The sequence below is a fragment of the Candidatus Puniceispirillum marinum IMCC1322 genome, from assembly GCF_000024465.1.
In the GTDB taxonomy this organism is placed as follows: domain Bacteria; phylum Pseudomonadota; class Alphaproteobacteria; order Puniceispirillales; family Puniceispirillaceae; genus Puniceispirillum; species Puniceispirillum marinum.
Window position 1 is genome coordinate 2,727,174 of the sequence record NC_014010.1, and the last position, 26,354, is coordinate 2,753,527.

General features: G+C 49.0%; 24 protein-coding genes and 1 tRNA gene. 15 read left to right on the top strand and 10 right to left on the bottom strand.

Annotation, left to right across the window (positions count from 1 at the left end):
- Positions 1-3 precede the first annotated feature (3 nt).
- A complete protein-coding gene (locus SAR116_RS12925; RefSeq protein WP_013047390.1) occupies positions 4-1,614 on the bottom strand; it encodes a PilN domain-containing protein in 1,611 nt (536 codons plus the stop codon).
- 100 nt (positions 1,615-1,714) lie between these two features.
- Here SAR116_RS12925 and SAR116_RS12930 point away from each other — a divergent pair, with 100 nt between their 5' ends.
- On the top strand, positions 1,715-2,311 hold the full coding sequence (locus SAR116_RS12930) for a hypothetical protein (RefSeq protein WP_013047391.1): 597 nt from the start codon (positions 1,715-1,717) through the stop codon (positions 2,309-2,311).
- A gap of 21 nt (positions 2,312-2,332) precedes the next feature.
- Here the strand turns inward: SAR116_RS12930 and SAR116_RS12935 are convergent, their stop codons facing one another.
- From SAR116_RS12935 to SAR116_RS12945, 3 genes are read right to left on the bottom strand one after another with little or no spacing between them, the layout of a single operon-like run.
- Positions 2,333-4,801 carry a type II secretion system protein GspD gene (locus SAR116_RS12935; protein ID WP_013047392.1) on the bottom strand — a complete coding sequence of 823 codons (2,469 nt, stop codon included), beginning with the start codon at positions 4,799-4,801 and terminating at the stop codon, positions 2,333-2,335.
- Positions 4,802-4,845: 44 nt separating this feature from the next.
- Complete coding sequence (locus SAR116_RS12940; RefSeq protein WP_013047393.1) at positions 4,846-5,664, bottom strand: prepilin peptidase; 819 nt, start codon at positions 5,662-5,664, stop codon at positions 4,846-4,848.
- On the bottom strand, positions 5,661-6,419 hold the full coding sequence (locus tag SAR116_RS12945; protein WP_013047394.1) for a tetratricopeptide repeat protein: 759 nt from the start codon (positions 6,417-6,419) through the stop codon (positions 5,661-5,663). The genes SAR116_RS12940 and SAR116_RS12945 overlap by 4 nt, the downstream gene beginning before the upstream one ends.
- Before the next feature lie 60 nt (positions 6,420-6,479).
- Here SAR116_RS12945 and SAR116_RS12950 point away from each other — a divergent pair, with 60 nt between their 5' ends.
- The 6 genes from SAR116_RS12950 (at position 6,480) to SAR116_RS12975 (ending at position 10,955) form a co-directional block, all read left to right on the top strand.
- A complete protein-coding gene (locus SAR116_RS12950) occupies positions 6,480-7,484 on the top strand; it encodes a type IV pilus twitching motility protein PilT (RefSeq protein WP_013047395.1) in 1,005 nt (334 codons plus the stop codon).
- A gap of 171 nt (positions 7,485-7,655) precedes the next feature.
- Positions 7,656-8,246, top strand: coding sequence for a type II secretion system protein (locus SAR116_RS13895; RefSeq protein ID WP_013047396.1), 591 nt, complete (start codon positions 7,656-7,658; stop codon positions 8,244-8,246).
- Between the two features lie 66 nt (positions 8,247-8,312).
- Positions 8,313-9,023 (top strand): STAS domain-containing protein, encoded by a 711-nt coding sequence (locus tag SAR116_RS12960; RefSeq protein ID WP_013047397.1) that lies wholly within the window; start codon positions 8,313-8,315, stop codon positions 9,021-9,023.
- Positions 9,024-9,030: 7 nt separating this feature from the next.
- Positions 9,031-10,299 (top strand): PP2C family protein-serine/threonine phosphatase, encoded by a 1,269-nt coding sequence (locus SAR116_RS12965; protein WP_013047398.1) that lies wholly within the window; start codon positions 9,031-9,033, stop codon positions 10,297-10,299.
- Positions 10,250-10,699, top strand: a complete 450-nt coding sequence (locus tag SAR116_RS12970; protein WP_083775320.1) for an ATP-binding protein — start codon at positions 10,250-10,252, stop codon at positions 10,697-10,699. Before SAR116_RS12965 ends, SAR116_RS12970 begins: the two co-directional genes overlap by 50 nt.
- Positions 10,700-10,706: 7 nt before the next feature.
- On the top strand, positions 10,707-10,955 hold the full coding sequence (locus tag SAR116_RS12975; protein ID WP_013047400.1) for a hypothetical protein: 249 nt from the start codon (positions 10,707-10,709) through the stop codon (positions 10,953-10,955).
- Here SAR116_RS12975 and SAR116_RS12980 read toward each other — a convergent pair.
- Genes SAR116_RS12980 through SAR116_RS12995 form a run of 4 tightly spaced genes read right to left on the bottom strand, consistent with a single transcriptional unit; the run spans position 10,913 to position 14,255 of the window.
- Positions 10,913-11,536 (bottom strand): ABC-type transport auxiliary lipoprotein family protein, encoded by a 624-nt coding sequence (locus SAR116_RS12980; RefSeq protein ID WP_013047401.1) that lies wholly within the window; start codon positions 11,534-11,536, stop codon positions 10,913-10,915. The genes SAR116_RS12975 and SAR116_RS12980 overlap by 43 nt on opposite strands.
- A 31-nt stretch (positions 11,537-11,567) precedes the next feature.
- The gene (locus SAR116_RS12985) at positions 11,568-12,638 is read right to left on the bottom strand and encodes an MlaD family protein (protein WP_013047402.1); all 1,071 of its coding nucleotides are present in this window, start codon (positions 12,636-12,638) and stop codon (positions 11,568-11,570) included.
- A gap of 18 nt (positions 12,639-12,656) precedes the next feature.
- On the bottom strand, positions 12,657-13,445 hold the full coding sequence (locus SAR116_RS12990) for an ABC transporter ATP-binding protein (RefSeq protein ID WP_013047403.1): 789 nt from the start codon (positions 13,443-13,445) through the stop codon (positions 12,657-12,659).
- A 9-nt stretch (positions 13,446-13,454) separates the two neighbouring features.
- Positions 13,455-14,255 carry an MlaE family ABC transporter permease gene (locus tag SAR116_RS12995; protein WP_013047404.1) on the bottom strand — a complete coding sequence of 267 codons (801 nt, stop codon included), beginning with the start codon at positions 14,253-14,255 and terminating at the stop codon, positions 13,455-13,457.
- Between the two features lie 277 nt (positions 14,256-14,532).
- On the opposite strand from SAR116_RS12995, the gene SAR116_RS13000 reads away from it, so the two are divergent.
- Positions 14,533-15,249 (top strand): ParA family protein, encoded by a 717-nt coding sequence (locus tag SAR116_RS13000; protein ID WP_013047405.1) that lies wholly within the window; start codon positions 14,533-14,535, stop codon positions 15,247-15,249.
- 137 nt (positions 15,250-15,386) lie between these two features.
- On the top strand, positions 15,387-16,658 hold the full coding sequence (locus SAR116_RS13005) for an MFS transporter (RefSeq protein WP_013047407.1): 1,272 nt from the start codon (positions 15,387-15,389) through the stop codon (positions 16,656-16,658).
- A 77-nt stretch (positions 16,659-16,735) separates the two neighbouring features.
- On the opposite strand, the gene SAR116_RS13010 is transcribed toward SAR116_RS13005, so the two are convergent.
- Positions 16,736-17,869: an aromatic ring-hydroxylating oxygenase subunit alpha gene (locus SAR116_RS13010; RefSeq protein WP_013047408.1), complete on the bottom strand. Its 1,134-nt coding sequence runs from the start codon at positions 17,867-17,869 to the stop codon at positions 16,736-16,738.
- Between the two features lie 165 nt (positions 17,870-18,034).
- Here SAR116_RS13010 and SAR116_RS13015 point away from each other — a divergent pair, with 165 nt between their 5' ends.
- Positions 18,035-19,447, top strand: coding sequence for a protein adenylyltransferase SelO family protein (locus SAR116_RS13015; RefSeq protein ID WP_013047409.1), 1,413 nt, complete (start codon positions 18,035-18,037; stop codon positions 19,445-19,447).
- Between the two features lie 6 nt (positions 19,448-19,453).
- Here the strand turns inward: SAR116_RS13015 and SAR116_RS13020 are convergent, their stop codons facing one another.
- The gene (locus tag SAR116_RS13020; protein WP_013047410.1) at positions 19,454-19,912 is read right to left on the bottom strand and encodes an Lrp/AsnC family transcriptional regulator; all 459 of its coding nucleotides are present in this window, start codon (positions 19,910-19,912) and stop codon (positions 19,454-19,456) included.
- Between the two features lie 205 nt (positions 19,913-20,117).
- On the opposite strand from SAR116_RS13020, the gene ald reads away from it, so the two are divergent.
- The 5 genes from ald (at position 20,118) to cas2 (ending at position 26,168) form a co-directional block, all read left to right on the top strand.
- Positions 20,118-21,212, top strand: a complete 1,095-nt coding sequence (ald, locus tag SAR116_RS13025) for an alanine dehydrogenase (protein WP_013047411.1) — start codon at positions 20,118-20,120, stop codon at positions 21,210-21,212.
- Between the two features lie 243 nt (positions 21,213-21,455).
- Positions 21,456-21,531: transfer RNA gene (locus SAR116_RS13030), tRNA-Ala, on the top strand.
- A gap of 287 nt (positions 21,532-21,818) precedes the next feature.
- A complete protein-coding gene (gene cas9, locus SAR116_RS13035; RefSeq protein WP_013047413.1) occupies positions 21,819-24,926 on the top strand; it encodes a type II CRISPR RNA-guided endonuclease Cas9 in 3,108 nt (1,035 codons plus the stop codon).
- A gap of 16 nt (positions 24,927-24,942) precedes the next feature.
- On the top strand, positions 24,943-25,854 hold the full coding sequence (cas1, locus tag SAR116_RS13040; protein WP_013047414.1) for a type II CRISPR-associated endonuclease Cas1: 912 nt from the start codon (positions 24,943-24,945) through the stop codon (positions 25,852-25,854).
- Positions 25,855-25,877: 23 nt separating this feature from the next.
- The gene (gene cas2 / locus SAR116_RS13045; RefSeq protein WP_238531158.1) at positions 25,878-26,168 is read left to right on the top strand and encodes a CRISPR-associated endonuclease Cas2; all 291 of its coding nucleotides are present in this window, start codon (positions 25,878-25,880) and stop codon (positions 26,166-26,168) included.
- Positions 26,169-26,354 lie beyond the last annotated feature (186 nt).

Genomic DNA, 26,354 nt, shown 5'->3' on the forward strand with positions numbered 1-26,354 from the left:
GCTTTATCGCTCCTGCTGCAAAGTGCCGGTTAGTTCAAAATCATAGAATGTGCTTTCCTCACGCGGCGATGGCCTGGTGCTTGGGTTGGCTACTAATCCGCTATTGGTAAGTTCGGTCATAAAGGTGAAAATCGCCGCCTCGCTGATGGCTGATCCGGAAATTGTCAGATTGTTATTGTCTTCCAGCCTATAAGATGACAATTCCAGCCCTTCGGGTAATAAGTCGGGCAAGGTGTCCATGATGACGAGCTTGCCACGTGGCATACCGATTTCGGACACTGCCATCAGTTCGGTTTCACGAATGCCAACTGTCTCTTCGGCGCTGGTAAGTTGTTGTTGTGCCAATGCAGCCGACATTTTGATATCTTCGATGCCGCGGCTTTCGGATTTGCTTTCCAGAAATCCGGGCAAAACCATCCCAAAAGTCCAGCCAAACATAATCATGGCAACCACGACCCATGCTTTCAGCAAACTTCGCGATACGACACCCATCTGGCGGTTGCGCCGTAATGTGTCGGCATGGGGAAGCATCGATAGCTGGATCAGGCCACGATCTGGTTCACCAAAGGTGCCAAGTCGCCGCAAACCCAAGCCAAAGGCTGATCCAAAGCCAGACACATTGCCTACTTTTGATAAAAGCTGGGTTACAGGTTGCGATAATTGTGCCCGTTCGGTTGGATCCCACAATGTGATAGGGGCGAGGGTGAATCCCCGATCAAGCAAGGTCATCAGATTACGGGCACGAAGCGCATCAACGGCGACATGAATCACTGAAAAGGGCGGAAAATCCTGTTCTTCCTGCAGAAACAGAATAGCTTGTTTTAATGTATTACCAGTCCGGGCCCCAACTTCATCCCAGAATTCACCAGTTGGGTCTTCAATATCTTCTACCTCGGTCAAAAGCACATGATCGAATTCACTGATCTCCAGCTTGACGGTGTGAAATTTGCTGGGTTGGAACGCGATCACTTCGATGCGGTTCTGGGTAATATGCAAAATAGCCTGACTTTGGCGCTTTTCCTCGCGTGATAGCGAAGCGTAAAGGAAATTGGTCAGGGCCACTGGTTCCAGATCAATATGAACAGGATTCAGATGCGCCGCCAACAATATATCAGACCAGGGGCGTAAGCTGGTCGTTTCGGCAAATCCAACAACAACCCGCGTCAAATCATCATTTTCCGAGCTGATCAGCGTATGATAGGAAACAAACGGGTCTTCAAGCTTGCCTATGTCGGGCTCGGCATCTTGCCAAAAACTGATATCTTTGGCTTCCTTGGCAAGCTCGGCAGGTGTCATGAATGGCAAGTTGATTTGCCGTAAAGTCACAATCCCGCTGGGAATGATAATGCCGGCATCTTGCGCCGCGAACATGTCGCGCTCATGCATGGTACGAAGCGTATCGACAACCATATCCTGACTTCGTGATAGATTATGCATGTCCAATTGGCGAGGCAAACCGGCACTTGCCAGATTATCAATGTTTATGACATTGGAATTTAATCTTACTTCGGCTACCGTGACTGCCTTGGGATGTAATTTGATCGCAACGACTTCGTCGGAGCCTTTGCCGATTGGGCGGAAGAAGCTAGCAAATTTTGTTAATGCAGTTGCCATCAGAAAACACTCGATAAATGTTAATGTTTTGTTAATCTTTGTCAGTCAGTTTTAAACGCGTTTACCATTCGGGATCGTAAAAAATATCTAGGGATAAATAATGGACGTACTCACTTTCATTTCGGATCAAACCATGTACCTGCTTTCGGTGGTCTTGCCTGATGCCAACCCGAAACAGATACGCTTGCTTCTGCTAAGCATTGTTGGGCTTGTTATTGTGCTTGTGATGTTTGCGATCATGTGGTCACTGTTTAACGAGAAACCAGCACTGCAGAAAGACCTAGCACTCAAAGATGAAACGCCGCCAAAGGCGAAAAAAACAGCCAAAGCTAAACCAGCTAAGGCGGCTAAATCAGCATCCAAGACGGAAAAGGCGGCACCAAAGAAAGCGGGTGCCAAAAAAGCGGGTACCCAGAAGGCAGTTGCCAAGAAAGCGGTAGCAAAAAATGCCGCTGTTGATGTCCCGAGCGATGATGACATAGAAGCAGATATTTCCGCGCCCGAGGCCACGGCTGGCGGCTTTAGCTTTTTTAAGCGTGAGTCAAGCGGTGCCAAGGTTGACGCTGAGTTAATCTCGATCGAGCAGGAAATGCTGGCTATCCGGCAATTATATATGGATGAACGCATTACAAAAGACGTCTATGTTGTCGAAACGCGCCGGCTGTATGAAAAAGCCAGCGCATTACGTTCGGGTTAACAATATCTATCATCACCATTTCTAATCTGCTTTCCTGCGGTTACGTGTACGAAAAGCCGAGTGCGGTTGCTTATCTGCGCTTGGGTCGATAACGGTTGGTGCCATAAAGATAATGGTCTCTGACATATTGTTGTTGATGCCATCATTGCCACCAATTATAGGGGAAATAGCACCTAATGCCCCTGTTGTGCCTGGTACACCGGCTGTAGTGGCTGTCTCGGAATTACGCGTCAGACCTGCCAGAACGACCACATCACCTGGCGCCGACCAGAATTTAGTCGTGATTGTATCGGTTGTTTCATCGGTTTCATTGGTCACCGAACTAAGCGCTGCGGCAAAGCGCGTATCTTCAAGCTCGACTTCAAGTTGAACGGTTTTGTTAATGCGGTTGATTTTCACTTCGCTGATGCGGAGCTGGAAGGGTGCCAGAAATTCATCGATCACTGTATTGGTCAAAACGGTTCCATTATCACCGGCTGATTGTTCAATACGTGATACGCGCGCCTTTTGTACCCGCGAAATTTCGGCCGTTTCACCATCAGCGACCAGAATTGTCGGGCTAGATACAACCCGTGCCAAATTGTTTGTTTCCAGAAAATTGAAGAAATTGGTCAGTTCCCGATTGGGCGATGTCAGGTTCAAGTTAAAGCTATTCCTTGCTTCGGCAATACCAGTACCGAAACCGTAAAGTAGTGCCTCACTAACATCATTACCACCTCCAGATGGAAGGACTCTGAACGCACTGTTAATTTGTCGGCTAAAGTCTTTTGCAACCGTAATCATGAAAATTTCGATAAGCACCTGCAAATTAGGCACATCAAACTGCTCAACCAGCTTGACCAACAGATCATTATCGCGGCGCGTGCCGGTGATAATCATGCCGGTATTATCGGCAAGCATGGTTGGTTTTTTTGGCGCTGGATCGCCATCAGGGCAGGCCTGATCAATGTCAATCATGCTTGATGGTGCGGTTGTGGTACCACCTGCTGCCGAAGCAGTCGTTATTGCAACTGTCGAACTTGACGCTGCCGTATTTGTGCTTGTGCTGTTGTCAGCATCGCGGGTCATCGCAAAAAAGTCATCAATGCGTTTGATAATGCCTGCATTGCCCGTGATGGGAGCGTTATAGATGTTGATTTTTTCGACAAAAACCTCTCGGCTAGGCACGATACATGGATTTTCAATCAGCATATTCTGCTTGCTGGCAAGCGCCAGTAACGCGCCATTGCTGCCATGCTGGATATTATGTTTTTCAGGTGTCAGTAAATCATTTGTGCGGCGATCAAACTGCATCATTGTTTTGCGGATTTTGCGTGCTTCTTCGGTAAGATCGGCAAGTGCAAGGCTGGCAATTTCCCCAGCTGGTGCGCGTGAGATCGTCTCAACACCGCGAATAAAGCTTTCATCATCAGCCCCAAGTAAAATCTGGCTGAGGCCGATCATCTGCCGCAGTCGTTCCTGATCCTGATTGGCTCTTTCCAGTGTTCTTTTATCGAATAATTGCTTGTTATAGCCTTCGATGCTTGTGCGGATCGTCGCCAAACGGTCGGTCAGTTCGGTGTCGGTATAGATTTGCGCCACTTCGATATCGGTATCATAAATAATGGCCAGATCATTCTGCTGCATCAAGGCGTCCAGAATGGCCAGAACACTGGCTTCGATAGCGATTGTAACAGTCTGGTCTGAGTTCAAGACAGCATCAGACATCGTGGCCTGAAGGTTAATGCTTTGCATGAGAAAGTTCAGCGCATCGGCAATCGGCATCTGTCGTGCCGAGAATGATATGACCGGGTTATTGAGCTGGTTTCTGATGCTAGCTGTTTTACTTGCAAAGGTGCCATTTTCACCGCCGACAAATACTATATCTGACGGAATGGATAAATAACCGTCACGGTCAGCAGTCAGATTTCTGCCAAATACGGGCATGGGGTCGGAAAGACCCGCCACGGTTGTTTTCATCAAAGCTTCAACTTCTGTCTTAACAACCCTAATGTCGTCAAACAGTCTTTTTTCAAGTTTCAGCCCGCGGCCTACCAGATCGGCGCCGCGTTTTTCCATACGCTCGGCCAGAATGGTTTTTTTCTCCATGTCACTCAGGGCTCCGTTATCTTGGATCATCAGATCCCCATCAGACGTGGCTACCGTGTTTTCATCATCGTCTTGATCTTCTACAGAATCCTGTAACCGCCCATAAACATGTTTTACAAAAGCACTGTTACCAAGGCTTGAAGGCGCATGTTGCACTTGCAAAAGCAATCGACGGGGTAGCGTTTCCGCAACCGGAAAATTTTCATCATCGATACCTTTGATTGGTGCAATCAGCGATTCCTTGACCAGGTCTTTGCTTGACTCAATTGACACATCGGCTGGCAGACGCTCGGGCGTGTCACAGGACATCAACAATAATACGCCAAGAACCCCGATCGTTGATTTGCAAAAAGTGGTGCCCATATGAATGGACTTGCTTGTAGTCTTAAATGAAAACGGCATGTGACGGCGATACTCCAATAGTATATCGAAGTTCGCTAAATTAATTACATTAAGAATATAGACCAAAGGATAAAAACACCGCCCAGAAAAATTCCGAACGGAAGACGGGTTAAAATGGATGCTTTGCCGGTCAGTATCATGAACAAACCACATAGGGCGGCACTGGCTGCGGCCAGAACCAGAATTGACAAAGCGCCTTGCCATCCAACCCATGCGCCAATCGCGCCCAACATCCAGAAATCGCCTTCACCGAAGCCATTGCGACCGCGTACCAACCGGTATAGCAGATTAATAGATAATGGTGTTACGGCGCCAACAGCACAGCCCCATAAAGCTTGAATAGGTGTTAAATGCCAGCTTATCGGGGATGCAAAACCCATGTTTGGGAATACCGAACCGATCACCGCAAAGATCATGCCTATGATAGCTAGAATGCTCAATAAAGTGGGATGCAGAATCATCGCTTCGGCATCGGTAAGCATCGAGATACCAATGAAAATAGCCGCAATTGAAAATCCAATGGCGGTCATAGCAGGCATTGTCAGCGTATAGATCACGATCAATCCGGCAAATGCCAGTTCGACCAGAACATAACGATAGGGCAGCTTGATCGTGCCGCAATGGCACATGCCGCGCTTGCGAAGCCAGCCTATGAAAGGCAGATTTTCAAGGATGTGAAGGGGACGTTTGCAGGTACGACAGCGCGAGGGCTGATAGATAATATCTTCCTTCCGAACCAGGCGCATGGCCGCCGCATTGGCAAATGATCCAAGGCACCCGCCAAGACAAAAGACACACAATATCATCATCACTGACATATCTGACATCTGCGTAATGATCGGTATTGTGAACCAGCCACTCATGGGGCAAGCGTCAGCTCTTTAAGCTTTTCGATAGCGCTTAGGCTACCTTTGGCGGCGGCGCGTTCAAACCAATTTTGCGCCATCCCAAAGGCATATGGCGATCTTCGACCAAGATGGTAATGCCCCAACATTTCCATAGCATCGACGACACCGCCCTCGGCTGCGCATGTGATTTCGGACAGGACGCTTCGAATAACCTCGCCATCTTCGATCTGGTTCAGCGCCGATATCAGACAAGCACGCGGTTCTTCGCTACGCATCGCTTCGGCCAGAAAGGTGCCGGCTTTGGATGTATCAAAGCCCGGATTATTTTCATCGGCATACAGCAAGGCCAGTTCAAAATTAGGTTCCATCGATTGCCGCGCGAGAGCGCGTTCCAGCCATTTGCGCGCTTTGACATAATTTTGCGCGACACCGGTGCCGCCACGATACATGACGCCGGTCAATTCCGACGCTTGTGCATGGCCATTACGCGCCGCGTTCAGCGCCCATCCGAAAGCCAGCTGATCATAATTTTCTGGATCGTTATCCACATGTGTCAGCAGATAAGTGGCAATGGCAAACATGGCATCGGTGTCACGTTTGTGCGCTGCCTTTAGCTGGGCATGTATTTCGGCTGGTGCCGTTTCGGGTAACATATGCGCCTCGGACGCCTCAGCCTCGGGCACCGTTATTTTCATGGCTATAGAAAAAGTGAATAGAGCTAATATAGCGGCACAGATAAGTGCCTTTGTGTCTTTGAATATTAGAAACATCGAATAAACCACCGCGTCAGTTTTTGACCTATCCCAACGTCAACAAGTTATGTGAGCAACATGGAATCATCACCCAATCCGATATACGGTATATTAATGAATACGGTAAATACCCGTAAAGTATCTGACTTTCACATGCATGCAGATCAGAAGATACAGGTTCGCGAAGCTGGTGAAATAGCGCCTATCGATTTTGTGGCGACCAATGAAATGCTTGAAGACCTGCTTCGCGGCGAGCTTGGTGACGAGGCTTTTGCTAAATTTGAAAAGACCGGTGACGTTGATTTTGCCATTCAATATCAAGGCCAGCGTTTCCGGGCTAACGGCTATAAAATGCTGCAAGGCTATGCCATGGTACTGCGCGTCATCATTACCGATGTGCCGCATATTGACCAGCTAGGTTTGCCGCCTGCGGTGCATGATGTATTGACCAAGAAGTCGGGCCTTGTCCTGGTTACCGGCCAGACGGGATCGGGCAAATCGACCTCGCTTGCTGCCATGGTTGACAAGATCAATCGGGAACGAAATGAAAACATAATCACTATAGAAGACCCGGTTGAATTTGTGCATCACAGCAAAAAGTCAATCATAACCCAGCGTGAGGTCGGGCGTGATACCGTGTCTTTCGGCACCGCGATCAAGGGCGCATTGCGCCAAGACCCCGATATTATCCTGATGGGTGAATTGCGTGATTACGAGACCGTTTCAATGGCGATGACGGCCGCGGAAACGGGGCATCTGGTGTTTGGTACACTGCATACAAATGGCGCACCAGAGACCATAAACCGTATCATTGATATCTTTCCTGCCGAGGAACAATCACAGGCACGGTCACAATTATCACAATCATTGCGGCTGGTTGTGACCCAGCAATTAGTCAAGCGCAAGGGAGGCGGGCGTATAGGCGCTTATGAGGTGATGGTATGTATCCCTGCCATAGCCAATCTGATTCGCGAACAGAAAGTCGTTCAAATTCAGACAATTATGCAAACTGGACATCAATATGGCATGGTTACGATGGATAAATATATCGAAATGCTCGAAGCCAAGGACATGCTCGAATGAGGCGATATTTGTGGGCTGGTCTTCCAGTGGCAATTATTAAATAAGAAAATTCTAAATAATTTGTTTCAAATATTAATTCTAATAAAACGACCTCAGATAGCTTGCAGATTTCCGCAGGTAATTCAGTTGGCAATCATGCCAATTTTCTAATTTTGAAATGAGGAACAAATTATGACTTTGAAGAAAACCGAAGGCTTCTCGCTTATCGAACTTCTTGTTGTGGTGGCGATTATTGGCGTCCTGGCTGCGGTCGGTGTCGTCGGTTATCAGCAATATATCGACAATACGAAAAAGGACGTTACTAAGACAAACGCGCAAACATTCTCACGCTGGATTACGTCAACTCAGCTTGCGCGTTCAGGTGGCCTGACCGTGGCACCTCCTGACTGTGATACCAACCCTACTTCTTCCGCTGTTAAAAATCTCAAGTTTTGTTTTGACGAAACCATGACCTCAACAGGTGGGCCGCTGGATAACTTTAAAAATCCATATAATAGCGCGGCTGATGCCATTATATTGGCCTACACAAAAACCGCGCTTGCTGCCAATGCCGCTTGTACATTTGCGCCTGTATCAGGTGCTAAATTTGACGGTACGGCATCTGGCACAGCGGCACTGACCTCAGTCACATCTCAGGGCGTCATTGTGGTGGTTCATACAGGTACTATTGACGATCTATCAACCACTGCTCATCCTATTGAAGTTGGCTATTGCGATGCGACTGGCAAATATCAGCTTTCCGCGCCTGACCTTCGTTTCTAGGTACCACACACGCACCGTCCGGCATCTCCGGGCGGTGTTTATTCATTGATACATAATGAGGCGAAAATGGCTTTTGATATCCGTATAAATGGCGACATTGCCATGCTGACCTTGTCAGGCGATGTTGACTTGCAAACAACGTCGGACATGAAAAATGATATTGTCGATATTATCGGTATAAACCAATTGGATATTGATGCCGCCGATGTCACCTATATTGATTCAAGCGGTATTGCCGTTTTGCTTCTGGCACGCCAGCATTGTCTGCAAAATAATATCACCATCAATTTTATGACGGCCAGTTCGGCAATTTATCGCGTGTTACAAATGGCCAAGCTGGAAACGATTTTGCCAATTGCAAAGGTCATTGATCATGCTGAAGACACCGGGGCTTTAGGCATTGGCGGGGAAGGTGTTTTTTCTGCCTCATCTGTGCAGGATAGCTCTGTATCACAAGATTTAGCCGACGATGATGATCCGATGATGCAGGCCTTGCTACAGGAGTCAGGCACCAGCACAGACGATAGCGCCATTAGCGACGATCAAGCACTGGCATCGATCGAATCGGGGACGCCGGAAACGGCAAATACGCCCTTTGGTGAGGCGGTTTCCGATGAAGCGCTGGCCAGCGCCTTGCTTGCCGATCTTGAAGGTCACGAAGGCGACCTAAACACCAATGCAAAACCTGCCGCCGATATGTCGGCTGACCAGCCCAATCCGGTTGGACAAGGCAACGCCCCGGACATGAGTTCACTTAAACCTGGCGATTTTAGCTGAAACCAAGATGGCTGTTCCCGCATCATCTATGACGTCAGTTATTGACGGCAATATCACCTTGATGAACGGTATGGTTCAGCGATATGCCGAGACGGGTGATTATCTTGAAGGCTTGCGGTGGGCGATTCCACATATCCTTGATAATCTATCGGCTGAGGCTATTTCCCTGTTTCTGCATCGCCCAGATGAATCGGTGCTTGAATGTGTGATTTGTGATGGGCCTGTCAATGTCACTGGTTTGAAAGTGCCGCAGGGGCTTGGTCTGGTTGGCCGCGTCTTTCATGAAGGCAAATCCGATCTTGTACCAGATGCCACCATTGATGACAGGCATTTTACCAAGGTTGACAAGCAAAGCGGCTTTAAAACCTTATCCACCGCCACGGTGCCTGTGCGTTTTGGCGCAAAGTCCTATGGCGTGATTCAGGCGATAAACCGTCGTCACAATCACCATATTCAGCATTTCCGACAAAGCGATTTGTCCTTATTGGAATCGCTGGCAGGGGCGTTGGCTTTGGCAATTTCGAATTTTCGTCTGGCTGAGCAGGTCACCAAAGATGCTTTGTTGCGCCGCGATCTAGGGCAAGCTCAAGAGGCACAGGCACTTTTGATGCCAGAACCCGAACAAGGCGGATATGCAGCTGGCCAGACATTAACCTCACGCCAGCTATCGGGTGATTTTTTTGACTATTTTATGGTTGGAAACCGTCTTGCATTTTGTCAGGGTGACGTAGCAGGTAAAGGCATTGCATCATCTTTGCTGATGGCACGTTGCATCGCATTGTTCAGATATCTTGCCCGCCAGAATTTCAGTGTCGAAACAATCGTCATCGCCATGAATGACGAATTTATTAATCAACCATCAGGCCAATTCATTACCTTTGTCATGGGCTGGCTTGATTGCACGACGCATGAACTAAACATGATGAATTGTGGGCACACGCCTGTTGTGTGGGTTAAGCCAGACGGCACGATCATCACAATAGACGCCCAGGTGGCACCATTGGGGGTTATTTCGTTTACAGATCAAGACTTGCACCCGGCGCAAATCACATTGGATTGCGGCTATCTGTATCTGGCAACTGACGGCATCACCGAAGCCCGCAATCGGGGCTTGGAACTGGGCATGTCTCGCTTTGTCACGCTTGTGAAAAATCTCAAAGGACGTGACGTTAGCGCCAAATTGAATGGCGTAATGCAGCTATTTGCAAAAGGCAATCTGGTGACGCATGATGACGCAACTTTGCTGGTCATTTCGTCAGGTGCATATGATGGCTAGCCAACAAAACCCAAAACTTCGCTTTGCTGCTATTGCGGCTAATCTTGCCCCTGCGCGCAATGCTGTTCGGCACTATATGGCGCGCAATGGCTGGCAGGATATGGAGATGGATGTAAGTATTGCGCTTGGCGAAGTGTTGCAGAACATTGTGCGACACGGTTTCACCGCGCATGACAAATCTGGCCATTTCGTTCTGTATCTAAAGGCTACCGATCTAAGGCTGTATATCGAAGTGGTTGATAATGCCTTGCCGTCTGATCCGGCGACATGGACATCAGCAGGCAAGCCTTTGCATGAAGGTGGGCATGGTTTGCGCTTGATAAAATCGATTGCGCATAAGGTTGATTTCATTCCTTTGAAAACAGGCAATAAGGTATGCCTGTATTTCTGGAAACGGTGAGGGCGGTATGGCTGATGTGCCGGTGACACGCACCTATTGCAAAGAATGCCGTTTTTGGGATGTGATGCATGATCGCATCACCACCAAGGCACCAGAAGGTCGCTGTCGCCGCCATGCCCCGCATCCCGAAGCACCGCTGGAAAGCTCAACTGTGATTTTTGACCGTGGTACGGTCTGGCCAGCCACATTTGATGATGATTGGTGCGGCGAAGGTCAGCATTTTGACAATGTCGATATTTTTGATGATGTCACATGACAGGCCAGTCTGGCTGATAATGCCTCAAGTGCCTTGGCCAGCGCGCTTTGTAATCCATGCACCCCATTGAGCGATGATGCCCCGTCAAGCGATGCTGTTTTGAGCAGCACATCATGTAACATTATATCACCATCCTGATTGCGTATGACAAACCCCATTTCAACAGTGGCATGCACATCAGGCGTGAAAGCGAATAGCCGCATATCAATGTCCATCGTATAATCTGGATCTTGCATGGTTACATTTGTGCCAAACCGGATGTCGTGGCTGGCACTGTCCAGCGTCTCGCTGATCGTGCGTTTTAATAACAGGGCCGGTGCACTATGCCAATAATGCCCGCGCCTTTCCTGTAACTGGATCGGGTCTGTGTCACTGATAATCACCAAAGCACGACTTGACTGAATGCCGCGCATATCCAGCTTGGTAAGCTGGATCGTCGCTTCGGTGCCATAGTGGATCGGCGGGATTGACGTTTCTATATTGTAATGCGTGTCGGCCATGCGGGGGGCAGGGGATGTGCACCCTCCTATGATGGTCAGCAGTACTACAATGGCGCCAAAGCGAATGGCAGAATGAATCATGAGATGGCTCCCGGCTTAAGTGATGACAATATCATTGCGACCCCATAATCAGCAGACTTGGATTGTCACGGATGCGCGCGGTCATTTCTTCAAGATTGAGCGATACATTTTCCATGCGCAGCAAAAACGACTCAACACGGTCTGAACTGGCCAGCGATATATCCTGAATGACTTTGCTGGTGTGTGAACTGGTCGAAACGATCTCATTCATCGTCGCTACAGTTTCGCTTATATCGTCAAGCACGCTAGTGATGTGCGTTGCATTCTGGTTGTCGGTGATATTTTCAATGTTGCGCACCGCGCGATTGGCGATTTCCAGCGTTGATTGCAACGCGGCACTTGCCTGTTCGAAATGCGCCAAGGCGGCGTTGATCCGTGCCATATTCATATCTGATACGATGCGGTTGGTTCGCTGCGAGATGCCTAAGGTGACTTGTGACGTGCGCTCCATATTATCAAGCGTACGGGTAATGGATGCGCTGTTACTGGCGCTGGCGACATTGGCAATGTTCTGACTTGCTTGTTGCATATTGGTCATGATCTCGGGCGCCTGTTGTGAAATTTGTGATGTCAGCCCTGTCATGCCTTTAAGCGCTTCTCTGCCTTCGCTATCCAGAATATCGCGGACTGTATCAAGCAAGGGTGCCAGACTCGATTGTGCGATCATGGTCAGCTTATCAGCAGTGCGGCTAATTTCCGCCATCACATTAACCGCGTCCATTGATGCTATTTCCGATCCGACAGGCAAACGTTCCCCTGAACCCGCTTTGATCTGAATGGCATTGGCTGACAGCAAGGATATGGCGGATATTTCGGCAACACTATCTTGAGGGATATGCCATCCGGATGTGATGTCGAGATTAATGCGAAACCGCATTCCCTTATCGCTGGATATCGGCTCAATCGAGTCAACCGACCCAACCGTATAGCCTTCATAAACCACGACAGCACCGCTACGAAGCCCGGCGACATTCGAAAAAAACGCGTGATAGCGGTCATACAGACCCAGCTGCCCGCGGACAATCACAAAAATCGTCACAATCAGGAAGGCACCGCCAAGCACAAAAATTCCGGCCATAAGATCAGCTTGTTTCAAACGCATGGAATATTCCTCTGTTCATCAGGCTTCACCAAGAAGCCGTTTCAGATGTGTTTCCTGACTAATGACTTCATCATCGGCAACACGGTTTATGAGATTCTGAATACGCTGATTAGCGCTGGATTTTATGTCGTCAACAGACCCTGAAAAAATGATATAGCCGCGATCAAGCACGACAATGCGGTCGGCAATTTTAAAGGCACTTTCCAATTCATGCGTCACCACCACAACACTCATCGCAAGATTGTCCCGTAGTTTGATGATCAAGTCGTCAAGTGAAGCCGAGATCACCGGGTCCAGACCTGCCGAAGGTTCATCCATGAACACAATACGCGGATCAAGCGCGATGGCGCGCGCAACAGCAGCGCGTTTGAGCATGCCGCCTGAAAGTGCCGATGGTAACAATGCTTCCTTGCCAAGCAAGCCAACGAAATCAAGCTTCATTCGCACAATGATTTCGATCATATCAGAGGTTAGATTGGTGTTCTCGATAAGCGGTAATGCCACATTATCACCAACACTCAGTGACGATAAAAGCGCGCCAGTCTGAAAGGCAACGCCGATATCTTTAAGCAGATGCAGACGGTCATATTCACCAACGTCATAAAGCGGCTGGCCAAATAACTTAACCGCACCCTGCATGGGGGTTTTAAGTCCGATAAGATGTCGCAAAAAGGTTGATTTGCCGGATCCGGAGCCACCCATAATCACCACAATTTCATGCTTGTCGATATGCATGTTGCAATCATGAATGACGGCCTGTCCGGCATATCCGCCATACAGATTTGTTACAGTGAGGGGTAGCGGCATGGTAAATTCCTATAAAATCAGCGCAAACATGGCGTCGGCAGCAATAATCGCTGCGATACATGACACGACTGACGATGTTGTGGCCGCGCCCAGGCGGTCAGCGCCGCCAGAAACCCGAAGCCCTTTGCAGATACCAATCAGTGCAATCAGCACGGCAAAGATGATCGCTTTGCCAAACCCATGTATCAGGTCGGTAATCGTCACAACTGCCAGAATATCAGCCCAATAGGCGGCTGGGGCGATGCCAAGCACCGCATCAATATAAAGGCTGGCTGTCCAGAATGCGCTGACATTGGCTATCGCGACGAGGATCGGCAGGGCAAAAAGCAGAGCCACCAAAGCGGGTGCGACGACAAAGCGTATAGGTGATATGCCCATGACCTTTAGCGCATCAAGTTCGCCATTCAACTGCATTGATCCGACCCGGCTTGTCAGTTGCGATCCTGATCGTCCGGCAACGATGATGCCGGTGATAAGTGGCGCAAATTCCCGTGGAATTGACAAAGCCAAACCGAACGTAACCTGGCTTTCAGCACCAAAGATGCGAAGCGAATGCACCCCTTGAATTGACAGCATTATGCCGATGGTTGCCGCCATCAGGATAACGACAGGCAAAGCGTCGATACCGCTTGATCTGATATCGCTTACCACATGCCGTAAGCGCACGGGTTGACCGCGCCGAAATCCGGAACATAAAAGCAGTATGGCGGTGGCGAAAATCTGCGATATGAAACCTGAAAAAGCGACAAAATTCAAAACCGGCATACCAATGCGGGTAAGACGGTGATTGATCTTTTCGATAGCGCTCACGAGCCAAAAACCCCAAATAATTTTAATTTATAAATTAGGGTTAATTAATTAATAGGCAGGAGCGAAATCTGCATGACCATGATTTTTTTCTGCTTTCGTGGCAAATGTCGTTGTTCTTGTTGTCTATGTTTAGTTTTTGTCATAACCTTGATATATTATTTTAAGTACAACGAAATTTTACATTTTGGTTTTATCAGAAACATTTCTGGTGGTTGCCAGTTGTTTGGTTGTTTCGGCGCATAACCATCAAAGTTAATGTCGTTTTGGGGGATAAATAGTGACTGACCAGACTTCACAGGTTGGCAAAGCCGTATTTGTTGGCAACATTAAAGGTGGTGTTGGCAAAAGTACGATTGCTGTTTATTTGACAGATTATTTGCGCCAACGTTTTGCTGAACGCTCCATTATGATGATTGATACTGATCCACAGGGGTCGGCTTTTGAAATGCTGGAACCGCACAGTAATGGGTCTGACATCAAATTCCTGCCGGTCGGTGATCGCTATGATGGCGTTAATGTGACCACCCTTGATGGCATTTTGCGTCGCATGCTGGCTGAAGATAACTCATTGACCATCGTCGATACCGGGGCTGGCAAAATGGGTGATATCTGGCAAATGGCGATGCTGTGCAACACAATGATTGTGCCAACATCAATGTCATGGACCGATTTACGTCCGACAATTGACTTCATCAAGGAAATTGACGAGCGCAAAGCCGATTTTGGTCGTATAACACCGCATGTTATTGTCATTCCTAACCGTACATCACCAAGCCAACGCAATTTCAATGTGCTTTCGGAAGCCTTGCAGGAAGTGAATGCCATTATGGCACCGCCTATTTCGGACTTATCTGCCGCCCGGTCAAGAAGTGCTAGTTTTGGTGGCATCAAAGCTGTTGAGGGTTCACGGTTTCATACTGAAATCGAACGGCTTGGTGAATTTATTGTTGATTATGTTGTCAGCGGCGAGCTGGATCGCATTTATCAGCAATAGTTGTCGCCAGCATGCGCCTTTGTGCCATCATTAGGATTGGCGCTGGCACAGGTGGAGATAATAGGCAACTGGACGGGCTTTGAAAATTCCAATAGATTGGTTCTGTCGCACTCCGCGACAATTTTGGAGCATTTTCAGTGCTGGCATATTTCAATTCTTTGCGAAAGCGACCTGACGTTCTACTGATGGTATTTGCCGCGGCGATGCCCATCTCGTTTTTGTCCTGGTCTTTGCTTCTCAATAATTTCACTATCGAGGTAGCGTCTTTTACCGGGCGGGAAATCGGAATTCTGCAATCTCTTCGCGAAGTGCCGGGCTTTCTGTCATTTTTGGTTGTCTATATTCTTTTGGTGATTGCCGAACAAAGGCTGGCGTTTCTTTCATTGATAATATTGGGGGGTGGGGTGGCCATCACTGGCTACTTCCCAACGGCAATCGGGCTATATATCACCACCATCATCTCCTCTATTGGCTTTCATTATTACGAAACCTGTAATCAGTCACTTGCCTTGCAATGGCTGGATAAAAAGACCGCACCGGCTGTTCTGGGGCGTATTTATGGAATTGGTGCCACCGCACAGGTGCTGACCTTGGGGTCAATTTTCATTGTCTATTTTATTGTCAGTGGTCAGGTCTCATGGTCTTTCCTAGCTGACTCGACTGGCCTCGTCACATCGAATGACACCTATAATATGATCTATGTGGCCACAGGAATGATAACAGCCATTATGGCGCTTGCGGCCTGGATCATCTTTCCGCACTTTACTGAAAAGGTACGCCAGACACGCAAGATTGTCCTAAGACAGCGTTACTGGTTATATTACGGTCTGACCTTTCTGGCTGGTGCGCGTCGCCAGATTTTTCTGGTTTTTGCCAGCTTCCTTATGGTCGAAAAATTTGAATATTCCTTAATTCAGGTGACCGCGCTATTCCTGCTGAACGCGATCTTCAACATCTGGTTTGCGCCTATCGTTGGCCGTTTGATTGGCCGTATTGGCGAGCGCGCAGCTCTGGTGTTTGAATATGTGGGGCTGGTTTGTGTATTTGTTGCCTATGCCTTTGTCGAGAACGGCACCATCGCTGCGGGCCTATATGTGGTCGATCATATGTTTTTTGCTTTTGCCATTGCCATCAAAACCTATTTTCAGAAAATTGGCGATCCAGCGGATATGGCCAGCACCGCCAGCGTTGCCTTTACCATTAATCATATTGCCGCGGTTGTGGTGCCGGTCAGTTTTGGCTTCTTGTGGCTGACCATGCCCGAAGCGGTATTTTTGGCGGGGGCTGGCATGGCCGCATTATCGCTAATTCTATCGCTGAATGTGCCGCGGCATCCGGATGCGGGTAATGAGGTTGTTTATGGTCCCCGTGGACAGGCTTTATCGCCGGCCTCACAACCTGCTGAATGATATCAGGGCTGAATGATATCAGGGCTGAATGATATCAGGGCTGAATGATATCAGGCCGCAGGAAATTTGATCCGCGCTCAGACGCTTAGTTCGCGTGCCACCCATTTATGGAAATGATAGGTTGATTCGTCCATAACCGCAGAAAATTTGCCACCATCATAGGCAGGTGCCTTGCGCCCTTTTTGCATGCCTTCGACAACCGATATGTCTTCGGCAAAGACAGTTTGCCACATGCGAGTATTAGTGGCGCGCATCTCGGCATAGTCATCGCTCAGGGCTAGGGGATCAGTATAGTAAAGCTCGATCTGTTCATGGGTGTGGCCTGTACCATCAGGGGTCAGCAAAATATTGAAATAATGATCCTTATGAACCCCAAGCAAGACATTCGGAAATAAGGCCACATATTCGGCGCCTGTATCCCATTTGCTTGACAGCTTGTCGAATGTTGGGAAGCGCGCGCCTGTATCAGACACCTGCGGGGCGTAGACCGTTGTGCCTTGTCCGGCATAATTATCATGATCAAGGATATTATAATGGTCTTCCAGCCGTGAATAGCTGTTCAGAGCAGGGTGAATGAAGGGTAGATGATAGGCTTCGCAATAATTTTCGACAGCCAGCTTCCAGTTGCATGCCAGATCAAAGCTGAGAGATGAATCAGCGCCGCCATGATATAGCGGCTGGTTAAATTCGTGCCAGCGGTCAATCAAAGCGGCCATCTGTGTGGTGAATGCAGGCGCATCTCCACCGACATTGACAAAAACAATATCATTCCAGACATGCGAACGCACTTTGTTGAGGGGGTAATCGCAATGTTGCACACTGTCCAGCGTATCAACATTCGGGCCGCCAATATGCGGGGTTTTGCGCAGGTTACCATCAAGGTCATAGCTCCACGCATGATAAGGACAGGTGATTGGGCCTCGCAGCTGCTGGGGCGCATCAACCAGAATCATGCCGCGATGTCTGCATACATTCTGGAACACATTGATATCCCCATTCTGAGTGCGTACCATAATCATCGGAATGTCCAGAAAGCTTAGCGGCTTGACCATGCCGGGACTGGCAACATCTTTGCCAAAGCCGATAGCGGCCCAGTTATTACGGAAAAGGGTGTCTTGTTCATGCTGATATATCTGTTCGTCTATATAGCATGCGTTAGGCAGACCGTTGGCGCGCTCGATAGGAGCACTAACATTACTAAGATCAAGCATTAGAACCTCCACTTCTGTGTCACTTCGGCAAGCCGAATGGAATTTAGACAATATACTTGTGTCAAACGCCAAGATGCGATTGTCTGTTCCGACTACGGCGTTACAAGTCGCTTTTAAGTAAATTACCTGTCATGACCTCTGCCGTGACGGAACAAGTGAGATCATATGACCAACTCCGCTTTTACATTTGACCCGCAAACCATTCACACGGCTTTGGATGAACGCTTTTATCGTGTTGTGAAGCCAGCGACGTTTCCCGATCATATCATCCGTTACCGCAATCAGGATGCCGCAAGTTCAATTGGGCTTGCGGATCTGTCTGATACGGCATGGTGCGATCATTTCGGGCGGTTTGTGCCATTTGAGGGCAGTTTTCAAGCGCCTTTGGCATTGTGCTATCATGGTCATCAATTTGGTCATTATAACCCCGAGCTAGGGGATGGGCGCGGGTTTCTGTTTGCCCAGGCCCGCGCCGCCGATGGCCGCCTTCTGGATATGGGGACAAAAGGTTCTGGCACAACGCCTTTTTCGCGCTCTGCCGATGGCCGTCTGACGTTGAAAGGTGCCGTGCGTGAAATTCTGGCCACGGAAATGCTACAGGCGCTTGGCGTCACAACGTCAAAGACCTTGTCGGTTATTGAAACTGGTGAAGCGCTGACACGTCATGACGAACCATCACCAACACGATCGGCTGTTATGGTGCGACTGTCGCATAGCCATATTCGCATTGGCAGCTTTCAGCGGCTTTCCTTCATGGATGATGCCGATGGCATAGAAACCCTCACACGGCATGTCGTCCGGCATTATTATGCTGATGATCCAGCACTTGATCCGGCGGCTGATTTTGATCAACTTGTGCCATTATTTCTGGAAAAGGTCGCCACATCCATCGCCACCACCGCAGGGCAGTGGCTGGCGGCTGGCTTTGTGCATGGCGTCTTGAATACGGATAATTTCAATATAACTGGCGAAAGTTTTGATTACGGACCATGGCGGTTTTTGCCGCATTTTGACCCCGGACTTGTCGCTGCCTATTTTGATGAGACGGGTCGCTATGCCTATGGGCGTCAGGCAGATGCGGCTTTATGGGCGGTATGCCGCTTGGCCGATTGCTTTGTCCGGTTTGTCGCCAAGGATGTGATCGAGGATCGTCTGCGTGGCTTTTTTGCCGATATGGAAGCCAGTCTGGCGCGCCAGCTGCAATGGCGGCTTGGCGTGACCCTCGATGACCAGACCCAGGCACCGACTCTATGCCGGCATCTTTTCACCGCCGCCAAAGCCAGCAAATTGGGCTTTGACCAGATTTTTCATGATCTATATGGCGGTTCTGATCGGGTTGGTAGCTATGCTACCGATGACTGGAAGCCGGTGTTGGATACCTTGGCGGCGTCAACACCAATTCATGTTATGGCGCATCCGCATTTTGCCCGCGCCGATGCGGTATCGATGACGATTGACGAGGTCGAGGCGATCTGGGCACCCATAGCCGAGGCTGATGACTGGTCAGCATTGACGCGCAAGCTCGACGATATCAAAAGTCTGCGGGCTGCCCTTGCGGGGGCAGACACCAGCACCTGATCAGGCTCAGGCCAGCGAGGCCTGCATCCCGCGATTCATCACCTCGCGCAGAATGAAGCTGCTTTCCATCCGCAGAACATGCGGCAAGGCGGATAGATATTCAGAATGAATCCGGCCAAAATCGGCAACGTCGCGGGCGGATACGCGCAAGATATAATCATTTTCCCCGGCGATCAGAAAACAGGCCAGCACCTGCGGGATTTTGGCCACTTCGGCTTCGAATTCGGCCATCATATCGGCTGATTGTCCATGCAGGGTGATCTGCATAAGCACCAGCACATCATGCCCCAGCTTCGCGGCGTCCAGCGCCGCATGATAGCCTGCAATGACGCCTGATTTTTCCAATTGTGATACCCGCCGCAAACAGGCCGACGGCGACAGGCCCACATCGGCTGCCAGCTCGACATTCGAAATACGTGCGTTATTTTGCAACGCGCCAAGAATCGTAAGATCAATTTTATCCATGTGGCACCCAAGATCCGCATTTATGATGAACGATGAATTTAAAAACAGAACTTTGTTGCGTGTTTTCTATAAAACTACGAATTTTCTATATCACTATAATAATACACCACAATAAAAAGCAAGGAAATGCCGTAGGTTTTTGAATATTATGTCTATATAGACATTAACAAATCTTGGCACGGCCAAGGGGTATGAGGAGCTTGTCATGCTTGTAGGTGTTCCAAAGGAAATAAAGACTAGGGAATTTCGCGTTGGCCTGGTGCCATCATCGGTTGCCGAGCTTGTCGGTCGCGGTCATAAGGTGCTAGTTGAAACCAATGCGGGGGCGGGTATTGGCGCGGGCGACGATGCCTATCGTGCTGTCGGAGCCGAGATCGCCGCCACTGCCGCCGACGTATTCGCCAAGGCCGAGATGATCGTCAAGGTCAAAGAGCCGCAGCCTTCCGAATGGGTACAGCTATCATCCGATCAGATTCTGTTTACCTATCTGCATCTGGCGGCTGATGCGCCACAGGCCTACGGGCTGGTTGATTCTGGCTGTACGGCGATTGCCTATGAAACGATCACCGATGATCAGGGCGGTTTGCCGCTTCTGGCGCCGATGAGCGAGGTTGCTGGCCGTCTGGCGGTGGTCGAAGGCGCGTCCCATCTCAAAGCCAATGCGGGTGGACGCGGCATTCTGATTTCGGGCGTCCCGGGTACGGCACCTGCCGAGGTGGTTATCATTGGCGGCGGTGTTGTTGGCGTGAATGCGGCGAAGATGGCTGTTGGCCTTGGTGCCCGCGTGACCGTATTTGACCGGTCGGTGCCACGTCTGCGCTATCTGTCGGATATTTTCGGCAATGCGATCAGCACCCGCTATTCCAGCAATGCGGTTCTGGCCGAAGCGGTCAAACAGGCTGACATGGTCATTGGCGCGGTATTGATTCCGGGTGCGAGTGCGCCCCAGCTGATCACCCGTGCCCAGCTATCTGGCATGAAGCCGGGCGCGGTGCTGGTTGATGTGGCTATCGATCAGGGTGGCTGTTTTGAAACGTCAAAGCCAACCACGCATGATGACCCGACTTATATCATTGATGATATTGTGCATTATTGTGTTGCCAATATGCCGGGTTCGGTGCCGCGCACCTCGTCCGAGGCGCTGAATAACGCGACCTTGCCGCATGTGCTGGCGCTGGCTGACAAGGGCGTTGCCGCGCTTGATGATGATCCGCATCTGATGAATGGTCTGAATGTGCGTAATGGCGAGATTGTCTATCAGGCGGTGCTTGATGCGCTGGGGTCACGCTCGGCGGCGTAAGCTGGATTGGCGGATAGGCGCGGCGCAGTTGAATTAGGCACGGCTGGTTTGGGTGCGGCTGAGCGATGGCGAGTTGAAATATTATGATTCCTCCTGGAAATGGGGACGGCTTAGCGGCTGTCCCCCTTTTTTTGGCCAGAACCCCGAAAAAGGGGTTGACCCGCACGCCGCATTAGAAGATAACCGCCCTGTTCTGGTGATGCACCGGACATCCCAAAGGTCTCGCCTGACATGGGCGAATGTGGGGCCATAGCTCAGCTGGGAGAGCGCGTGCTTTGCAAGCATGAGGTCGTCGGTTCGATCCCGTCTGGCTCCACCACCCCTTTTTCGTTACATAGCTTGAATTAGCGGCGTTTTTGGCAGGGGATTTTGACGCCTGAAAATCAGGGTGTTTCCACTTTTGCAATTTTTGCGCTTAGATATGGGCATCTATAAACCCACAAAGCAAAAGAGCCGCCCGGAGGCAGCTCTTAGATTTGTGCAGGAAACCCACTTGTTAACCATAGGCTCCTCAATCACCAGAGTGTTATTGCAATCAATTATTAATGGCCGCCATTAATAATTGATGTCAACGATATTCAATCATATGTCGCATGGTGATGACTGATGAGACGTTTAGGCCTTGATTTAGGAACAAATTCAATCGGCTGGTGCTTGCTTGATCTTGGTGATGATGGCGAGCCTGTATCTATCTTCAGAACAGGCGCCCGCATATTCAGCGATGGCCGAGACCCCAAAAGTCTGGGGTCATTAAAAGCCACAAGACGCGAAGCGCGTTTGACGCGGCGCAGACGTGACCGTTTTATCCAGCGCCAGAAAAATCTGATCAACGCGCTGGTAAAATACGGCTTAATGCCTGCCGATGAAATCCAGCGTCAGGCTCTTGCATATAAAGACCCATATCCCATTCGCAAGAAAGCCCTTGATGAAGCTATTGATCCGTATGAAATGGGACGGGCTATTTTTCACATAAATCAGCGCCGCGGCTTTAAAAGCAACCGCAAATCGGCTGACAATGAGGCTGGCGTCGTTAAGCAATCGATTGCTGATCTAGAAATGAAACTGGGCGAGGCAGGTGCGCGCACAATTGGTGAATTTCTGGCCGACCGGCAAGCAACTAATGATACGGTTCGGGCGCGGCGTTTGAGTGGCACCAATGCGCTTTATGAGTTTTATCCTGACAGATATATGCTGGAACAGGAATTTGACACATTGTGGGCAAAACAGGCGGCATTTAACCCCAGCCTTTATATTGAAGCGGCCAGAGAACGGCTAAAGGAGATTGTGTTTTTCCAGCGTAAACTTAAACCGCAAGAAGTCGGACGATGCATTTTCCTGTCAGACGAAGACCGCATTTCCAAAGCCCTGCCATCATTCCAGCGTTTTCGCATATATCAGGAACTGTCCAATCTGGCATGGATAGATCATGATGGCGTTGCCCATAGAATCACCGCTTCGCTGGCACTTCGTGATCACTTATTTGATGAACTTGAGCATAAGAAAAAGCTGACCTTCAAGGCGATGCGCGCCATCCTCCGTAAACAGGGTGTGGTGGATTATCCCGTAGGTTTCAATCTGGAATCGGATAACAGAGATCACCTTATCGGTAATCTGACAAGCTGTATCATGCGCGATGCAAAAAAGATGATAGGTAGCGCGTGGGATAGGCTTGATGAAGAAGAGCAGGATAGCTTCATCCTGATGCTACAGGATGATCAAAAGGGCGATGACGAGGTTAGATCAATACTCACCCAGCAATATGGTCTGTCAGACGATGTTGCCGAAGACTGCCTTGATGTTCGATTACCCGATGGCCACGGATCACTGTCAAAGAAAGCTATCGACCGGATTTTGCCAGTCCTTCGTGATCAGGGATTGATATATTATGATGCGGTCAAAGAAGCTGGCCTTGGTGAGGCGAATCTATATGATCCTTACGCAGCTCTTAGCGACAAACTTGATTATTATGGCAAGGCTCTGGCTGGCCATGTCATGGGCGCTTCGGGTAAATTTGAGGACAGTGACGAAAAACGTTATGGTACGATCAGCAACCCGACAGTGCATATCGCGCTGAATCAGGTGCGGGCGGTGGTCAATGAACTTATCCGACTGCATGGTAAGCCGGATGAGGTTGTGATTGAGATAGGCCGTGATTTGCCAATGGGCGCGGACGGCAAGCGTGAACTGGAAAGATTCCAGAAAGAGGGGCGGGCAAAAAACGAACGCGCCAGAGACGAACTCAAAAAACTTGGTCATATAGATAGTCGCGAAAGCCGGCAAAAATTTCAGCTATGGGAGCAGTTGGCAAAAGAACCAGTCGATCGTTGTTGTCCCTTCACAGGCAAAATGATGTCGATTTCGGATTTATTCAGTGACAAGGTTGAGATTGAACATTTGCTTCCATTCTCGCTCACGCTTGATGACAGCATGGCGAATAAAACAGTCTGTTTTCGGCAGGCAAATCGGGATAAGGGCAATCGTGCGCCGTTTGATGCCTTTGGAAACTCGCCAGCTGGTTATGACTGGCAGGAAATATTAGGAAGATCACAGAACCTTCCTTATGCCAAGCGGTGGCGATTCCTGCCTGATGCCATGAAACGATTTGAGGCAGATGGCGGTTTTCTTGAAAGACAGCTTAACGACACCCGCTATATCAGCCGCTATACCACCGAATATATCTCTACCATCATCCCAAAGAATAAAATCTGGGTGGTGACAGGGCGGCTCACGTCTCTATTACGGGGTTTCTGGGGGCTCAATAGTATTCTACGTGGCCACAATACAGATGACGGCACGCCTGCCAAGAAAAGCCGAGATGATCACAGGCATCACGCCATTGACGCAATCGTTGTAGGCATGACATCGCGGGGGTTGCTCCAGAAAGTCTCAAAAGCGGCAAGGCGGTCAGAAGATCTGGATTTAACGCGCCTGTTTGAAGGCCGCATCGACCCGTGGGATGGTTTCAGGGATGAAGTGAAAAAACACATCGACGCCATCATCGTATCGCACAGGCCGCGTAAGAAATCGCAAGGCGCACTTCATAATGATACCGCATATGGTATAGTTGAACATGCCGAAAACGGTGCCAGCACCGTGGTGCACAGGGTGCCGATTACATCTCTTGGCAAGCAAAGTGATATTGAGAAAGTCAGAGACCCGCTAATAAAGTCAGCATTGCTGAATGAAACGGCAGGGCTATCAGGAAAATCCTTTGAAAATGCTGTGCAGAAATGGTGTGCGGATAATAGTATAAAATCTTTGCGTATCGTCGAAACTGTATCAATCATCCCCATAACAGACAAAGAGGGTGTTGCCTACAAAGGCTATAAGGGTGATGGCAATGCCTATATGGATATTTATCAAGACCCGACAAGCAGCAAATGGAAAGGCGAAATCGTTTCGCGATTTGACGCTAATCAGAAGGGATTTATACCATCTTGGCAATCGCAATTCCCGACAGCCAGATTGATTATGCGGTTGCGTATTAATGATCTGCTGAAATTGCAGGATGGTGAGATTGAGGAGATTTATCGTGTTCAAAGGCTCTCAGGTTCAAAAATATTAATGGCACCGCATACTGAGGCGAATGTGGATGCACGGGATAGAGACAAAAACGATACTTTTAAACTCACATCCAAATCACCGGGTAAATTACAATCGGCTTCGGCGCGAAAAGTCCATATCAGCCCGACCGGGCTAATCAGGGAAGGTTAGAAAACTGCGCGGTAGAGTGATCGAAATTAGTGGTCAGCCGCGTCATATTAGCGTGCGCAGGGGTGCCATTATCGTTTCGGACAATGAAACGGAATTGGGGCAGATCGATCTTGATGGTGTTTTGTCCGTGATTGTTACATCGCGGGGTGCAACCGTCACAACCCCCATGATTACCGAAGCGGCGGCAAGAAATATTCCGATAATCATCTGTAATGACCGTTTTCAGCCGGTTTCGCTATCATTGCCTCTTGTTCAACATAGTGATCAGACACGACGCTTTGAAACGCAGGCACTTGCCAAAAAAGGAATAAAAAACAGAATCTGGCAAAAAATAATCAAAGGCAAAGTCAAAAATCAGGCTACTTTGCTTGTACTTTATCAATCCGCCAGTGTTGAGCGCTTAAACCGTCTTCACACACTGATTAAATCAGGTGATCCCCAGAATATTGAGGCACAGGCCGCCCAAGTCTATTGGCCAGCCTTGTTTGGCAGAGATTTCAGACGCGACAGACACAAAGGCGATGTTAATGCCCTTTTGAATTATGGCTATGCTATCATCAGAAGTGCTATGGTAAGCGCCGTTCTTTCCGCAGGGCTTCATCCAACCTTCGGGATGTTTCATAAGAACAAAAATAATCCGCTTTGTCTGGTCGATGACCTTATGGAACCTTATCGTCCTCTTGTCGATCAACTCGTAAAAAGACTGGTTGAGCGCGGGCATTCAAATGTAACAACTGAGGTAAAACGGTGTCTGGCATCTATTGTAACAAGTGATCAGGCTGTTGTGGGGGCTACATCACCATTATTTCAGCATATGAGCCAGTTAAGCTACTCGCTATGGGAAAATCTTGATGGACAGAAGACAACCATGCCAATGCCGCAATTGATACCCGAACTGGAAATTGAGGCAATGGTTTCCGAATGCTGAGTGGGTATCGACTTTTGTGGATTATGACTCTATTCGACTTGCCGGTGGTAACCAAAGCTGAGCGTAAAAGGGCGACTGTTTTCCGTAACAAACTGCTCGATTTGGGTTTCGAAATGGTGCAATATTCTGTTTATATGAAGCATGTAGCTGGTAAAGAACAGGCCGAAGCGATACAGGTAAAGATCAAAGACGCTGTGCCGGAATATGGAAATGTTAAACTTTTACTTATCACGGACAGGCAATTTGGAAATATCCTCCACCTTGGAAGACATTCCAAACGCCCTATTAACGCCGATCAACTGGCACTTTTCTGATATAAAACAAAAACTTGCAAAAACCTTAGTATAGCACTCTGGTGATTGAGAGCCTAGAGCAACGTCTTCGGTCTCGTCGAACCTTTCGTAGGAAGTATAGCACTCTGGTGATTGAGAGCCTAGAGCAACGCTATAAGTCAACACAACAAATCGATGTTGAGTATAGCACTCTGGTGATTGAGAGCC

What these genes read in the sequence shown, in the direction of transcription:
- SAR116_RS12925 (WP_013047390.1), bottom strand. Translation starts at nt 1,614, where the DNA reads ATGGCAACTGCATTAACAAAATTTGCTAGCTTCTTCCGCCCAATCGGC.
- SAR116_RS12930 (WP_013047391.1), top strand. Translation starts at nt 1,715, where the DNA reads ATGGACGTACTCACTTTCATTTCGGATCAAACCATGTACCTGCTTTCG.
- SAR116_RS12935 (WP_013047392.1), bottom strand. Translation starts at nt 4,801, where the DNA reads ATGCCGTTTTCATTTAAGACTACAAGCAAGTCCATTCATATGGGCACC.
- SAR116_RS12940 (WP_013047393.1), bottom strand. Translation starts at nt 5,664, where the DNA reads ATGAGTGGCTGGTTCACAATACCGATCATTACGCAGATGTCAGATATG.
- SAR116_RS12945 (WP_013047394.1), bottom strand. Translation starts at nt 6,419, where the DNA reads ATGTTTCTAATATTCAAAGACACAAAGGCACTTATCTGTGCCGCTATA.
- SAR116_RS12950 (WP_013047395.1), top strand. Translation starts at nt 6,480, where the DNA reads ATGGAATCATCACCCAATCCGATATACGGTATATTAATGAATACGGTA.
- SAR116_RS13895 (WP_013047396.1), top strand. Translation starts at nt 7,656, where the DNA reads ATGACTTTGAAGAAAACCGAAGGCTTCTCGCTTATCGAACTTCTTGTT.
- SAR116_RS12960 (WP_013047397.1), top strand. Translation starts at nt 8,313, where the DNA reads ATGGCTTTTGATATCCGTATAAATGGCGACATTGCCATGCTGACCTTG.
- SAR116_RS12965 (WP_013047398.1), top strand. Translation starts at nt 9,031, where the DNA reads ATGGCTGTTCCCGCATCATCTATGACGTCAGTTATTGACGGCAATATC.
- SAR116_RS12970 (WP_083775320.1), top strand. Translation starts at nt 10,250, where the DNA reads ATGATGACGCAACTTTGCTGGTCATTTCGTCAGGTGCATATGATGGCT.
- SAR116_RS12975 (WP_013047400.1), top strand. Translation starts at nt 10,707, where the DNA reads ATGGCTGATGTGCCGGTGACACGCACCTATTGCAAAGAATGCCGTTTT.
- SAR116_RS12980 (WP_013047401.1), bottom strand. Translation starts at nt 11,536, where the DNA reads ATGATTCATTCTGCCATTCGCTTTGGCGCCATTGTAGTACTGCTGACC.
- SAR116_RS12985 (WP_013047402.1), bottom strand. Translation starts at nt 12,638, where the DNA reads ATGCGTTTGAAACAAGCTGATCTTATGGCCGGAATTTTTGTGCTTGGC.
- SAR116_RS12990 (WP_013047403.1), bottom strand. Translation starts at nt 13,445, where the DNA reads ATGCCGCTACCCCTCACTGTAACAAATCTGTATGGCGGATATGCCGGA.
- SAR116_RS13010 (WP_013047408.1), bottom strand. Translation starts at nt 17,869, where the DNA reads ATGCTTGATCTTAGTAATGTTAGTGCTCCTATCGAGCGCGCCAACGGT.
- SAR116_RS13015 (WP_013047409.1), top strand. Translation starts at nt 18,035, where the DNA reads ATGACCAACTCCGCTTTTACATTTGACCCGCAAACCATTCACACGGCT.
- SAR116_RS13020 (WP_013047410.1), bottom strand. Translation starts at nt 19,912, where the DNA reads ATGGATAAAATTGATCTTACGATTCTTGGCGCGTTGCAAAATAACGCA.
- ald (WP_013047411.1), top strand. Translation starts at nt 20,118, where the DNA reads ATGCTTGTAGGTGTTCCAAAGGAAATAAAGACTAGGGAATTTCGCGTT.
- cas9 (WP_013047413.1), top strand. Translation starts at nt 21,819, where the DNA reads ATGAGACGTTTAGGCCTTGATTTAGGAACAAATTCAATCGGCTGGTGC.
- cas2 (WP_238531158.1), top strand. Translation starts at nt 25,878, where the DNA reads ATGACTCTATTCGACTTGCCGGTGGTAACCAAAGCTGAGCGTAAAAGG.